11 protein-coding genes and 7 tRNA genes are annotated in these 13194 nt (G+C 63.7%); 2 read left to right on the top strand and 16 right to left on the bottom strand.

Annotated features, from left to right (window positions below):
• Positions 1 to 110: 110 nt before the first annotated feature.
• The 12 genes from CCOS865_RS07645 to uvrB form a co-directional block, all read right to left on the bottom strand.
• Positions 111 to 1079 carry a tRNA dihydrouridine synthase gene (locus CCOS865_RS07645; RefSeq protein ID WP_119139465.1) on the bottom strand — a complete coding sequence of 323 codons (969 nt, stop codon included), beginning with the start codon at positions 1077 to 1079 and terminating at the stop codon, positions 111 to 113.
• 53 nt (positions 1080 to 1132) lie between these two features.
• Positions 1133 to 1567, bottom strand: a complete 435-nt coding sequence (locus CCOS865_RS07640; RefSeq protein ID WP_119139463.1) for an acyl-CoA thioesterase — start codon at positions 1565 to 1567, stop codon at positions 1133 to 1135.
• A 43-nt stretch (positions 1568 to 1610) separates the two neighbouring features.
• Positions 1611 to 2444 (bottom strand): alpha/beta hydrolase, encoded by an 834-nt coding sequence (locus CCOS865_RS07635; protein ID WP_119139461.1) that lies wholly within the window; start codon positions 2442 to 2444, stop codon positions 1611 to 1613.
• A gap of 25 nt (positions 2445 to 2469) precedes the next feature.
• Positions 2470 to 3009, bottom strand: a complete 540-nt coding sequence (locus CCOS865_RS07630; protein ID WP_119139459.1) for a TetR/AcrR family transcriptional regulator — start codon at positions 3007 to 3009, stop codon at positions 2470 to 2472.
• Between the two features lie 170 nt (positions 3010 to 3179).
• Positions 3180 to 3255: transfer RNA gene (locus CCOS865_RS07625), tRNA-Glu, on the bottom strand.
• Between the two features lie 43 nt (positions 3256 to 3298).
• Positions 3299 to 3374, bottom strand: a tRNA-Ala gene (locus tag CCOS865_RS07620).
• Between the two features lie 64 nt (positions 3375 to 3438).
• Positions 3439 to 3514 (bottom strand) — tRNA-Glu (locus CCOS865_RS07615).
• A gap of 43 nt (positions 3515 to 3557) precedes the next feature.
• Positions 3558 to 3633 (bottom strand) — tRNA-Ala (locus CCOS865_RS07610).
• Between the two features lie 53 nt (positions 3634 to 3686).
• A tRNA-Glu gene (locus CCOS865_RS07605) sits at positions 3687 to 3762 on the bottom strand.
• A gap of 76 nt (positions 3763 to 3838) precedes the next feature.
• Positions 3839 to 3914: transfer RNA gene (locus tag CCOS865_RS07600), tRNA-Ala, on the bottom strand.
• 211 nt (positions 3915 to 4125) lie between these two features.
• Positions 4126 to 5607 carry a glutamate--tRNA ligase gene (gene gltX, locus CCOS865_RS07595; RefSeq protein WP_119139457.1) on the bottom strand — a complete coding sequence of 494 codons (1482 nt, stop codon included), beginning with the start codon at positions 5605 to 5607 and terminating at the stop codon, positions 4126 to 4128.
• A gap of 208 nt (positions 5608 to 5815) precedes the next feature.
• The gene (gene uvrB / locus CCOS865_RS07590; protein ID WP_119139455.1) at positions 5816 to 7831 is read right to left on the bottom strand and encodes an excinuclease ABC subunit UvrB; all 2016 of its coding nucleotides are present in this window, start codon (positions 7829 to 7831) and stop codon (positions 5816 to 5818) included.
• Positions 7832 to 8109: 278 nt separating this feature from the next.
• On the opposite strand from uvrB, the gene CCOS865_RS07585 reads away from it, so the two are divergent.
• Positions 8110 to 9306: an amino acid aminotransferase gene (locus tag CCOS865_RS07585; protein ID WP_119139453.1), complete on the top strand. Its 1197-nt coding sequence runs from the start codon at positions 8110 to 8112 to the stop codon at positions 9304 to 9306.
• Between the two features lie 64 nt (positions 9307 to 9370).
• A tRNA-Asn gene (locus CCOS865_RS07580) sits at positions 9371 to 9446 on the top strand.
• 56 nt (positions 9447 to 9502) lie between these two features.
• On the opposite strand, the gene CCOS865_RS07575 is transcribed toward CCOS865_RS07580, so the two are convergent.
• The 4 genes from CCOS865_RS07575 to CCOS865_RS07560 all read right to left on the bottom strand — a co-directional run bounded on the left by CCOS865_RS07575 (position 9503) and on the right by CCOS865_RS07560 (position 12458).
• Complete coding sequence (locus CCOS865_RS07575) at positions 9503 to 10063, bottom strand: DUF1285 domain-containing protein (protein WP_119139451.1); 561 nt, start codon at positions 10061 to 10063, stop codon at positions 9503 to 9505.
• A 12-nt stretch (positions 10064 to 10075) separates the two neighbouring features.
• Positions 10076 to 10681 (bottom strand): DUF4823 domain-containing protein, encoded by a 606-nt coding sequence (locus CCOS865_RS07570; RefSeq protein WP_119139449.1) that lies wholly within the window; start codon positions 10679 to 10681, stop codon positions 10076 to 10078.
• Positions 10682 to 10747: 66 nt separating this feature from the next.
• A complete protein-coding gene (locus CCOS865_RS07565; protein WP_119139447.1) occupies positions 10748 to 11716 on the bottom strand; it encodes a GTP 3',8-cyclase MoaA in 969 nt (322 codons plus the stop codon).
• 106 nt (positions 11717 to 11822) lie between these two features.
• Positions 11823 to 12458, bottom strand: coding sequence for a TetR/AcrR family transcriptional regulator (locus CCOS865_RS07560; protein ID WP_119139444.1), 636 nt, complete (start codon positions 12456 to 12458; stop codon positions 11823 to 11825).
• Positions 12459 to 13194 lie beyond the last annotated feature (736 nt).

Genomic DNA, 13194 nt, shown 5'->3' with positions numbered 1-13194 from the left:
ATTCAGCAAGTAAGTCATTACGCGACCCGACTTCGGCATCGCGTACTCAAGAGATAAGGGCCACGAAAAGGCTTTCAAGCCCTCGCCGAAAAATTTTTTCGCACCCGGCTTCAGGCCACCGCTTCGCAACGCGTCTCGACCACCCCCAACAGCTCGCTGATCCGCTGACAGTCACTTTCCCGGCGCAACTCGGCAAACAGCAGCACCGCCTCCGGATAACTGCGGGTCAGCATCGCCACCCACTGCTTCATCCGCCCCGGCGCATAGCGCGGCGACAGCTTGGCCTGCGCCTGCCGCCAGAACTCACGCAGCAGCGGCAACAGCGCCTGCCAGTCCAGCGGCTGATAGTCGCGCCCTTCCCGCGCCGCCGCGATCTGCAGCCCCAGGTCCGGCCGCGACACCAGCCCGCGACCGAGCATGATGTCCTCGGCGCCACTGACCTCACGGCAGCGCCGCCAGTCGTCGACGGTCCAGATCTCGCCATTGGCGAACACCGGCACCTTGACCACATCCTGCACCCGCGCCACCCACTCCCAGTGCGCCGGCGGCTTGTAGCCCTCGACCTTGGTCCGCGCATGCACCACCAGGTGCGCGGCGCCGCCCTCGGCCAGCGCCGTGGCGCAGTCCAGCGCGCCATCCGGGGTGTCGAAGCCCAAGCGCATCTTGGCCGTCACCGGAATGTGCGCCGGCACCGCACGGCGCACCTCGCGGACGATCGCATGCAGCAGCTCCGGCTCCTTGAGCAACACGGCGCCGCCACGCGACTTGTTGACGGTCTTGGCCGGGCAACCGAAGTTCAGGTCGATCACCGGCGCGCCCAGCTCGCAGGCCAACGCCGCGTTCTCCGCCAGGCACACAGGGTCGGACCCCAGCAGCTGCAGGCGCATCGGCACCCCGGCCGCCGTGCGCGCACCCAGGCGCAACTCGGGCGCGAGCTTGTCGAACTGGGAAGGCGGCAGCAGCCGGTCACAGACGCGGATGAACTCGGTGACACACCAGTCGATACCGCCGACTCGAGTGAGGACGTCGCGCAGAATGTTGTCGACCAGCCCCTCCATGGGGGCCAGGGCAATTTGCATGTAGGAAGGGTCTCGGCGAAAAAGGCGGCAGTCTAGCAAACAATCAGCCCGCTTCAGGCACCGATCAGCGCCTGGCCGTAACCTTCGACGAATTCCGCCGGCATGCGCTTGGGCTTGCCGCTGGAAAGCTCGATGCAGACAAAGGTGGTCTGCGCCCGCAACAAGGTCGCGCCGTCGCGTGGCCGCTTGAGCTGGAAGCTGCGGGTCATGCGCAGGCGCTGGTCCCAGTCGACGATCCAGGTGGCCAGTTGCAGCTCGTCGTCTTCGTAGCCGGCGGCGAGGTAGTCGATTTCATGGCGGACTACCGCCATGGCCCGGTCCAAGCGCCGGTACTCGGCCAGGTCCAGGCCCAGGCGCTGCGAGTGGCGCCAGGCGCAGCGCTCCAGCCAGGTGACGTAGACGGCGTTGTTGGCGTGGCCGAGGCCGTCGATGTCGTCGTTGCCGACGCGAAGGTCGATGATGAATGGCGATGCCAGGTCCCAGCTCATGCCCGCTCCCAAAGTCAGTGAACGGGCAGAGTGTAACGGATGCTCACGCGCTTTGCCGGGCAGGTGCCTCGATCCGCGCCAGCAGCTCCAGCACCGCGTCGCTGACCCGCGGGTCGGCCAGCACGCGCTGATGCCCGCCCTCCTCCAGCAGCATCAGGCGGCTGTCGAACCAGGCCTTGTGGATCACTTGCGCCTCGCTGGCGGCGACCAGCCCATCATCGCCGGCATGCACGATCAGGCCGGGCAGCTCGAGCTGGTAGCCACTGACGTCGAGCCGGGCGATCGGCAGGCCGACATCGCGCTCGACCTGGCGAATGAACGCCGCCCGGGCCCGGGCCGGCATCCCCAGGTGCCGGGCGAAGCCACGCAGCACGCCGAGCAACTGCGCCGGCGCGGCGATACTCACCGCCGCCTCGGTGCGCAGGCCCCACTGCAGCGCCAGCAGGACACTGGCGCCACCCATGGAGTGGCCGATCACCGCGCGCAGCGGCGGCAGCTCGGCCGCCGCCTCGAGCAGTGCCCGGGCAAACAGCACCACATGCGCCTGCTGGCCTGGCGAACGACCATGCGCGGGGCCCTCGAGCGACACCACCGTATGCCCGGCGTCGACCAGCGTTTCGATCAGCGCGGCGAACTGGGTCGGGCGCCCTTCCCAGCCGTGCATCAGCAACACCGTCGGGCCCTTGCCCCAGCGCAGCGCCGACAGGCCGAAACGCAGGGTGATGCGCTCGGCCCGCGCCAGCAAGGGCAGCTCCCAGTGCTTGGGCGGCAGATTGCGCGGGGTCATGAAGGCGCGGCGCATCTTGCCGGCGACATGTTCGGGGGCCAGTCGGCCCAGGGTACCGTTGACGCCGCGAATCCAGCTCAGGGTAGTCATCGCCATGCTCCAGGGTGGGGGTTGCTCAGATCACCGCCGACTTGGCGGCGCGCAGAATACGGTCGGACAGCTCGCTGCCGCCCAGGGCACGGGCCAGGGCCAGGCCACCGACCATCAGGGCGAGGTCGGCGAACGCCTTGTCGATGTCTTCCGGGCGGTCGACCATCTGTGCGGCCATCAGCTCGATGTGCTCGGCCAGCACCTCGCGGAACGCTTCTGGCAGGCGCTGCATCTCGCTCAGCGAGGTGGGTAGCGGGCAGGCATGCACCTGCGCATCGCGGTGCTTGCGTGACAGGTAGAAGGCCGCCGCCAAGGCACGCCGACCTTCGCCATCCAGCGCCGGATCGACCTGGGCGAGCAAGCCGCGGCGCTCGCCGAGCAACTGGCTGAACGCCTCGAGCATGAGCTCATCCTTGCTCTCGAAATGCGCGTAGAAACCGCCCACCGTCAGCCCTGCCGCGCCCATCACCTGGCTCACGCTCGGCTCGGCCGGGCCGTGCTGGATCAAGGCGCTGCGCGCCGACTCGAGAATCCGTTCGCGGGTTTTGCTTTTCTTGTCGCTCATGGCTCACCTCGAAAATATTATGGTTGAAATATTACCTATATAATATTTTCTGGCAAGCGCTATCGGCGACCCTCGGTCGGCACACGGAGAAAAGGGAGACCCATAAAAAACAAAAGGCCCATTCAATAATCGAATGAGCCTTATAAGCCCCGCAAAACGCGGGAAAAAATTGGCGTCCCCTAGGGGACTCGAACCCCTGTTACCGCCGTGAAAGGGCGGTGTCCTAGGCCACTAGACGAAGGGGACTTGTAACCTTCGTACAGATCCGTTTTCACGAATCCTGGCAAATTGGTGGAGCTAAGCGGGATCGAACCGCTGACCTCCTGCATGCCATGCAGGCGCTCTCCCAGCTGAGCTATAGCCCCGAAAACAAAAGGCCCATCCAATATCCGAATGAGCCTTTAAAGCCCCGCAAAACGCGGGTAAAACTGGCGTCCCCTAGGGGACTCGAACCCCTGTTACCGCCGTGAAAGGGCGGTGTCCTAGGCCACTAGACGAAGGGGACATGTAACCTTCGTACGGGTCCGTTTTCACGAACCCTGGCAAATTGGTGGAGCTAAGCGGGATCGAACCGCTGACCTCCTGCATGCCATGCAGGCGCTCTCCCAGCTGAGCTATAGCCCCAGATTTCTAGCCTCGCGGCCCAGCGACATGATTAGACATCGCTTGTGTAAAACTGGCGTCCCCTAGGGGACTCGAACCCCTGTTACCGCCGTGAAAGGGCGGTGTCCTAGGCCACTAGACGAAGGGGACGAACCTTCTACCGCGAAACCCGGTGCTGAATCCGGGTTTCATTCCCAGTCGCCTTGGCTGACTGAGAATCGGAATTTGGTGGAGCTAAGCGGGATCGAACCGCTGACCTCCTGCATGCCATGCAGGCGCTCTCCCAGCTGAGCTATAGCCCCACAATGTCGCGCTGAACTGGAATCGCCGGCTGGGTGCCTCGCGCTTCGTAACGTTCATCGCTGTGGACGGGGCGCATATTAAGATCGGATTGCCGCTCTGTCAAACAAATTTTTGCAAATGTTCAAAAGTTTTTTCACAGATAACAATCACTTACCGCCCTGCCCCGCAAATACGAGGGATGCGAGCGGGTGTACCCCGCTCGCACGGCTGTCAGGCGATGTTCGCCAGCAGCTTTTCCCACTCTTTGTTTTCTTTCTTCGACACGCCGCCCAGCAGGTCCAGCGCCTGGCGCAGGCGGAAGCGGGTCAGGTCGGGGCCGAGGATCTCCATGGCGTCGAGCACCGACACCGAGCTGGCCTGGCCAGAAATGGCGGCGAACATCAGTGGCATGGCATCACGCAGCTTCAGCTCGAGCGATTCGACCACGGCCTGGATGCAGCCGGTGATGCGCTCTTTTTCCCACTGGCGCAGGCTCTCGAGCTTCCACAGGATCAGCTGGATGACCTGACGCACCTGGTCGGCGGAGAGCTTCTTGTGCTCGAACAGCTTGGCGTCCAGCTTCAGCCCGCCCTCGAAGAAGAAGCCGCCCAGCGGGGCGATCTGGCTGAAGGTTTCGACCCGGCCCTGCACGTGCGGGGCGATCTTCATCATGTAGTCGCTGTTGAACGCCCACTTCTGCACGCGCGCGGCAAATTCTTCGACCGGCAGCTCACGCAGCCACTGACCGTTGAGCCACGAGAGCTTCTCGATGTCGAAGATCGGCCCACCGAGGGAAACCCGCGACAGGTCGAAATGCTCGACCATTTCCGCCAGGGAAAACTTCTCGCGCTCGTCCGGCATCGACCAGCCCATGCGGCCGAGGTAGTTGAGCATGGCTTCGGGCATGAAGCCCATGCGCTCGTAGAAGGTCACCGAGGTCGGGTTCTTGCGCTTGGACAGCTTGCTCTTGTCCGGGTTACGCAGCAGCGGCATGTAGCACAGCTTGGGCTGCTCCCAGCCGAAGTACTCGTACAGCTTGATCAGCTTGGGCGCCGACGGCAGCCATTCTTCGCCACGCAGCACATGGGTGATGCCCATCAGGTGGTCGTCGACGACGTTGGCCAGGAAGTAGGTCGGCAGGCCGTCGTTTTTCATCAGGACCTGCATGTCCATGCGATCCCACGGGATTTCAACATCGCCACGGAGCATGTCCGGCACCACGCAGACGCCTTCGCTCGGCACCTTCATGCGGATCACGTGCTGCTCGCCCGCGGCCAGGCGACGCTGCACTTCTTCGGCGCTCAGGTTCAGCGCACGGCCGTCATAGCGCGGGGTTTCGCCACGGGCCATCTGCTCGGCACGCATCTGGTCGAGCTCTTCGGCGGTGCAGAAGCAGTAGAAGGCGTGACCGGCGTCGACCAGCTCCTTGGCGTACTTGGCGTAGATCTCGCCGCGCTCGCTCTGCCGGTAAGGGCCGTGCGGGCCGCCGACGTCCGGGCCTTCATTCCACTCGATGCCCAGCCAGCGCAGGGCGTCGAAGATCTGCTGTTCCGACTCGCGGGTCGAACGCAACTGGTCGGTGTCTTCGATACGCAGGATGAACTCGCCGCCGTGCTGCTTGGCAAAGCAGTAGTTGAACAGGGCGATGTAGGCGGTGCCAACATGGGGGTCGCCGGTGGGCGATGGCGCGATACGCGTGCGGACGGTGGTCATGAGAGTCTCGGACGAAAGATGAAACAAAGGCTGGATGTTAGCAGGGAGCAGGCACCCGGCTCCAGCAATGGCGCGATCGACACGTGTGATCGCCGCGCCAGACGCTGCTGAATTTGCCGAATGTTGGGCTCGGCGCGGGCCGCCCGGGAGCGGCCGTGCGCCGATGCGACTTGCCCCGCGATGGGGTCAGCCTGCACGCCGCAGGCGATCAGCTGGTGATCAAGCGATCGCGCAGCTGGGTGATCTCGTCGCGCAGTTGCGCGGCGGCCTCGAACTCCAGGTCGCGGGCCAGCTGGAACATCTTCTCTTCGAGCTGCTTGATGCGCTTGCTGATCTCGCCCGGCGTGCGCAGCTCGGCTTCGTAACGGGCGCTCTCCTCCGCAGCCTTGGCCATGCCCTTGCGCTTCTTGCTGCGGCCACCGGGGATGTTGGCGCCTTCCATGATGTCGGTGATGTCCTTGACCACCCCCTTGGGCACGATGCCGTTGGCTTCGTTGAAGGCCACCTGCTTGGTCCGCCGCCGCTCGGTTTCGTCGATCGCCCGCTGCATCGAGCCGGTCATGTTGTCGGCATACAGGATGGCCTTGCCGTTGAGGTTACGCGCGGCGCGGCCAATGGTCTGGATCAGCGAGCGCTCGGAGCGCAGGAAGCCTTCCTTGTCGGCATCGAGGATCGCCACCAGCGACACTTCCGGCATGTCCAGGCCTTCGCGCAGCAGGTTGATGCCGACCAGCACGTCAAAGGTGCCGAGGCGCAGGTCGCGGATGATCTCGACTCGCTCGACGGTGTCGATGTCCGAGTGCAGGTAACGCACCCGCACCCCGTGATCGGCCAGGTAGTCGCTGAGGTCCTCGGCCATGCGCTTGGTCAGCGTCGTCGCCAGCACCCGCTCGCCGACCGCCACCCGTTTGCCGATCTCCGACAGCAGGTCGTCGACCTGGGTCAGCGCCGGGCGCACCTCCACCTGCGGGTCGACCAGGCCGGTGGGGCGCACCACCTGCTCGACCACCCGCCCGGCATGCTCGGCCTCGTAGGCACCGGGCGTGGCCGAGACGAAGATGGTCTGCGGGCTGACCGACTCCCACTCGTCGAAGCGCATGGGCCGGTTGTCCAGCGCCGAGGGCAGGCGGAAGCCGTATTCCACCAGGGTCTCCTTGCGCGAACGGTCGCCCTTGTACATGGCACCGACCTGCGGAACGCTGACGTGCGACTCATCGATGATCAGCAAGGCATCGTCCGGCAGGTAGTCGTAGAGCGTCGGCGGCGCGGCGCCCGAGGGGCGCCCGGAGAGGTAGCGCGAGTAGTTCTCGATGCCGTTGCAATAGCCCAGCTCGAGGATCATCTCGAGGTCGAAACGGGTGCGCTGCTCGAGCCGCTGGGCTTCGACCAGCTTGTTGCCCTGGTGGAGGAATTCGAGGCGTTCCTTGAGCTCTTCCTTGATCCCCTCCACCGCGCCGAGCAGGGTTTCACGCGGGGTCACGTAGTGGCTCTTGGGGTAGAAAGTGAAGCGCGGCAGCTTGCGGATGACCTCGCCGGTCAGCGGGTCGAAGGCGGCGATGTTGTCGACCTCGTCATCGAACAGCTCGATGCGGATGGCCTCCAGGTCCGATTCGGCCGGGAAAATGTCGATCACGTCACCGCGCACGCGGAAGGTGGCGCGGGCGAAGTCCATGTCGTTGCGGGTGTACTGCAGGTCGGCCAGCCGGCGCAGCAGCGCACGCTGGTCGAGCTTGTCGCCGCGGTCGATGTGCAGGACCATCTTCAGGTAGGTTTCGGGGCTGCCCAGGCCATAGATGCACGACACCGTGGTGACGATGATCGCGTCACGCCGCTCGAGCAGGGCCTTGGTCGCCGACAGGCGCATCTGCTCGATGTGGTCGTTGATCGAGGCGTCCTTCTCGATGAAGGTGTCCGACGACGGCACATAGGCTTCAGGCTGGTAGTAGTCGTAGTAGGAGACGAAATACTCGACCGCGTTGTTCGGGAAAAACGCCTTGAACTCGCCGTACAGCTGGGCCGCCAGGGTCTTGTTGGGGGCCAGCACCAGGGTCGGGCGCTGCACCTGCTGGATCACGTTGGCGACGCTGAAGGTCTTGCCCGAGCCCGTCACGCCCAGCAACGTCTGGTGCGAAAGCCCGGCCTCGATGCCTTCGACCATCTGGCGAATGGCCTCGGGCTGGTCGCCGGCCGGCTGGAAACGGGTGACAAGCTGGAACTCGGACATGGCGGACCTCGAGCAACTGTAAATATAGCCAGTAGTCTATACCGAAATGGGCGCAGCCAGGCCCCCTTTCAAGGTTGCCGGGCACGCCCCTGTGTCAGTGGACCTGGCAATTCGACCAATGGTCCAAAAAATTTCGCGTAAAACGCCCGAAAACCTGCGCCAGACTGTCGCAGTGACCGAGCGGTATCACTATACTGACTCCCCGTTTGTGCACCGCTTCAGTGCATTCGGTTGGAGCGTGCACGCCCTATCACACTCCAATCAGAGCCAAGGTAACAATGAGCCTGTTTTCTGCTGTCGAGCTGGCACCCCGCGACCCTATCCTGGGCCTCAACGAAGCGTTCAACACCGACCCCCGGACCGACAAGGTCAACCTCGGCGTAGGTGTCTACAGCAATGAGGAAGGCCGCATCCCGCTGCTGCGCGCCGTGATCGAAGCCGAGACCCAGCGTGCCGCCCAGCACGCCTCGCGCGGCTACTTGCCGATCGACGGTATCGCCACCTATGACCAGGCCGTGCAGAAGCTGCTGTTCGGCGCCGAGTCGCCGCTGCTGGCCGCTGGCCGCGTGGTGACCGTGCAAGCGGTCGGCGGTACCGGCGCACTGAAGATCGGTGCCGACTTCCTCAAGCGCCTGTCGCCAGACGCCGTGGTCGCCATCAGCGACCCGAGCTGGGAAAACCACCGCGCGCTGTTCGAGACCGCCGGTTTCCCGGTGCAGAACTACCGCTACTACGATGCGCCGAGCCACGACGTCAACCGCGCCGGCATGCTCGAGGACCTGGAGAACCTGCCGTCCGGTTCGATCATCGTCCTGCACGCCTGCTGCCACAACCCGACCGGCGTCGACCTGAGCCTGGACGACTGGAAAAACGTCCTCGAAGTGGTCAAGGCCAAGGGCCACGTGCCGTTCCTCGACATGGCCTACCAGGGCTTTGGTGACGGCATCGCTGAAGATGCCTTCGCCGTACGCCTGTTCGCCGAATCGGGCCTGGACTTCTTCGTCTCGAGCTCGTTCTCCAAGTCGTTCTCGCTGTATGGCGAGCGCGTCGGCGCGCTGTCGATCGTCACCACGTCCAAGGACGAGAGCACGCGCGTGCTGTCGCAGGTCAAGCGGGTCATTCGCACCACCTACTCCAACCCGCCGACCCATGGCGCGACCATCGTCGCCACCGTGCTGAACAGCCCTGAGCTGCGTCAGATGTGGGAAGCCGAGCTGGGCGAGATGCGTGACCGGATCCACGGCATGCGCAAGCAGATGGTCGAGCTGCTGGGCCAGTACGGCGCGCAGACCGACTTCAGCTTCGTTGGCCGTCAGCGCGGCATGTTCTCCTACTCGGGCCTGACCGCCGAGCAGGTTGCGCGCCTGAAAGACCAGTTCGGGATCTATGCGCTGGAGACGGGCCGCATCTGTGTGGCGGCGCTGAACCAGAACAATATCCACGTGGTGACCAAGGCGATCGTCGAGGTCCTCTGAGCCACCCGGATGACGCTGGGGGAGTCTTGACTTCCCCTTTGTTATCAGTAAGATACGTGCAGATTCCGCGATAGCTCAGTCGGTAGAGCAAATGACTGTTAATCATTGGGTCCCTGGTTCGAGTCCAGGTCGCGGAGCCAGACACTGAAAAAACCTCCAGATGCGCAAGCACTGGAGGTTTTTTCGTTTCAGGTGCTCAGTCCGCCTGGCCGATGGGGTAAAACTCGCCATGGCTCCAGACGCCGAGCCACGCCTGCCCGTCGATCTCGCGCGGCACCGCCAGCTCGACCAGCTGGTAGAACACGTTGCGGTGGATCAACGCTTCGAGGTTGCTGCGCATGAGGATGTAGGGCGAAGGCTCCTGCGTCAGCGGGTCGATTTCGACCCGCAGCGGATGCTCGGCGCCCGCCTCGGCCTGGTCGTCGACATTGCTGGTAAAGCGCAACACCTGCTGCTCACCCCTGCCCTCGACTTCCAGCGACAACGCCACGAACGGCGCGTCATCCACGCGGATGCCGACCTTCTCCACCGGGGTGATCAGGAAGTAATCATCGCCGTCGCGGCGGATGATGTTGGAGAACAACCGCACCATCGGCTTACGCCCGATCGGCGTGCCCTGGTAGAACCAGGTGCCATCGCGGGCGATGCGCATGTCGATGTCGCCGCAGAAATCCGGATTCCACAGGTGCACCGGCGCCGGGCCCTTGCCCTTGGGAAGCTGCGCCAGCAGATCATTGGCCTTCGCGGAATCCGTCATCACCCTCTCCTGTCAGCGGCTCATGCCCAACAGGCTACGAGCGTACTCGCGCATGGGGGCGGCAAGCAAATCCTGCGGCGCGTTGTCGTGGAACGTCAACAAACCGCCACGGCTCTTGATCCGGGCCGTGTCGATCAGGTAGCGGGTACTGGTCTCGATCAGCATCATCTGCACCACGCCGGTATCCCAGCCAAGGCGATCGACGACCTGCTCGTCATACCACTCATCGCCGTTGCCGATGCGATCGTCGGTGCGCGCAAAGCGGGTGTACAGCACGTAATGCGCGCCCACCGAACGGGCCTCGGCGAGGGCGTCTTCCAGGCCCAGCGGGGCCTGTGCGCGGCGCACCAGCGGGAAGTACTCGACAAAGCCCTTGAAGGCTTCTTCGGCCACCACGTTCTGCTTGGGCAACGGCCCCTTGCCCGGCGGCATGAACGCGCCCTGGCCAATGAAGATGAACGAGTCGGGCTGCAGGCGCACAGACAGGTTGCGCTGGGTATCGCTGTGATCCAGCAAACCGGCATCGCTCATGTGATAGCGAACGCCTTCACCCATATCGCTGACATTCATGCAGCCGCCCAGCGCCATCAGCGCCAGCAGCAAGACCAGGCTACGCATCTTTCCTCCAGTGGCCGGTGACGAAAAACCGGCGAATAGCCGCCAGATGCAGCTTTTGCGCCAGAGTCAGCCGCCGATCACCTTCATCACCGTTACCCCACCGGAAAACGCCAGTTCCTGCTTGTCGCCCAGGGCCTTCACCAGCAACCGCTGGAGCGCCGGCAGCGCCTCGTGGCGGGGCTTGCCAAGCAGGTCGCCGACGAAGTGTCGGTTACCTGACGACAAGCAGCCGTGCAACCAGCCGGTCGACGACAAGCGCAGCCGCGAACAGGTCCGGCAGAACGGCACGCTCTCATTGGCGATCACGCCAAAGTGGCCCTTACCGGCGACCTGATAGCGCAAGGCGGTGGCATCCATTGGCGCGCTGGCCTGCTGGTAGCTGTGCGCCTGGCCGATCAGCGCGAGCAACTGCTCGAGGCTGACGAACTGCTGCAGGAAGGCATTGCTGTCGCGGGCCAAGTGCCCCATGCGCATCAGTTCGATAAAGCGCAGCTCGTAGCCGTGCTCGAGGCAGTAGTCGAGCAAGGGCAATACCTGATCGAGGTTCTGCCCGCGCATCGGCACCATGTTGACCTTGATGCGCATGCCAGCGGCACTGGCCTGGCGCATGCCCTCCAGGACAGTGGCTAGGTCACCGCCGCGGGCAATGCGCCGAAAGGCGCTGGCATCCAGGGTATCGAGGGACACGTTCAAGCGGCGGATGCCGGCTTCTTGCAGGCGGGGCAGCTTGCGTGAAAGCAGCTGGCCATTGGTGGTCAGGGCGACATCCTGCAGGCCGAGGCCGGCAATCGCGGCGAGAAACCCGTCCAGCCTGGGGCTGATCAACGGCTCGCCGCCGGTAATCCGCAAGCGCTCGATGCCGGCGGCTTCGATCAGGTAGGCGACGCCCTTGGCCAGGGCTTCTCCCGGGAGTTCATCCTGCGCCGCCACCAGGCGCTTGCCGTCGGGCACGCAATAGGTACAGGCGTAGTTGCAGGCAGCCGTAAGGCTGACCCGCAGGTTGCGAAAGCGCCTGCCTTGACGATCGACGATCATGGATGACTCCGACATGGAAGAATGGGGCGTGCAAAACCTGACTCAAAAATCAGGTTTTTGCAAGCCTCACCGTCGGACAGTGCCGGAAGACTACCGGCGAGGGGCTTCAGGTGGTCGGTTCTGGGTCGCGCTTGCGCTTGTTGCCCATGCGCACACCGATGTCCATGAGGAACTGGAAGAAGCCTTCCTGGTCTTCCAGCACGTTGCTCCAGAATGGCGAGTGGTACAGCGCCACGGCGCCATGCACCAGGGCCCAGGCGGCGCAGTAGTGGAAGTACGGCGGTACGTCCTCGAGCTTTCCTTCGCTGATGCGGCCCTTGATCAGCTGGGTCAGGCGGTCGAAGTTGGAGGCGCGGATGCTGTGCAGCTCCTCGACCATCTCGGGCACCTGGTTGCCCTTGACCACTTTCTCTTCGAGGCGGTCGAACAGGCGATAGCGCTGCGGGTCGCGCATGCGGAACTCGAAGTAGGCGCGCGACAGGGCTTCCTTGTCGCGGTCGACATCGGCCGAGTGCAACAAGCTGTTCAGGTCGCGCTCGTAATCGAGCATCAGGCGCAGGTAGATCTCCGCCTTGGACTTGAAGTGCTTGTAGATCGTGCCTTTGCCGATACCCACGGCGTCGGCGATCATCTCGACGGTGACGCTGTCTTCACCTTGTTCGAGGAACAGCCTGAGGGCGGTATCAAGGATCTCTTGTTCGCGGCGGCGAAACTCACGGACCTTACGAGGTTCTTTCTGCATGGGAAGGACTGGCTGACAATCGAAGCGGATTATTATGCCTAACTTGCAGCAAATTGCACGGATCATCCGACCATGTCTGTGTTTCACGATAAGTTCGAGCAGGCGCCGACGTGCGCGTTTCGGTGCACTTTCAGGCAGGGGATTGAAGGGGTGTCTGGGCCGATCAGGCCGATTTGCGTGCAATGAGTGCGCTACGGACCCCGCACGTATTCCAAATCTGTTTAAAAAACGACCAACTGTCGCTGGCACTGCGCCAAAGCTGACCAATACTTGAAGTGTTGACGCGGCACATCCCCCCAAGTGCCGCATCGATAAAGGTGCCCAGGGAGCGTGTGCCTTTGTTTACTCCTAATGGTCTTAACCCGGATTCCCCCCCCAGAACCCGGGTTTTTTTTTGGTTCATTGCGGATTGTCGGGGGAGCTGGTGATGGGCTTGGGTTTGGGTCGGTGTATTTTGGGCTTATCCATTCGATGGGGTGCCGCTGATGGCCCCTTCCGCCCTTACGGCGGGTCACTTTTTTTCTTGGAAAAAAGTAACCAAAAACCGCCGGCTCCCACATACGGCCCTCCGCTGCGCTGCGGGTTCCCTCACTCCGGCCTTGCTCCCGCGTGGACCGGGCTGTAGGGGCCTTCCTGGCCCCCAGCCCTTGCCGGCCTTCCTGGCCGTCACCCCGCTCCGCAAGACCTCCGTTCGGCCTCCTGAGGTCGCCAAGTTACGGGTGGTGCCTGGACTGGC

The sequence above is a fragment of the Pseudomonas reidholzensis genome (assembly GCF_900536025.1).
Lineage (GTDB): Bacteria > Pseudomonadota > Gammaproteobacteria > Pseudomonadales > Pseudomonadaceae > Aquipseudomonas > Aquipseudomonas reidholzensis.
This window is presented reverse-complemented; position numbering and strand designations above follow the sequence as displayed.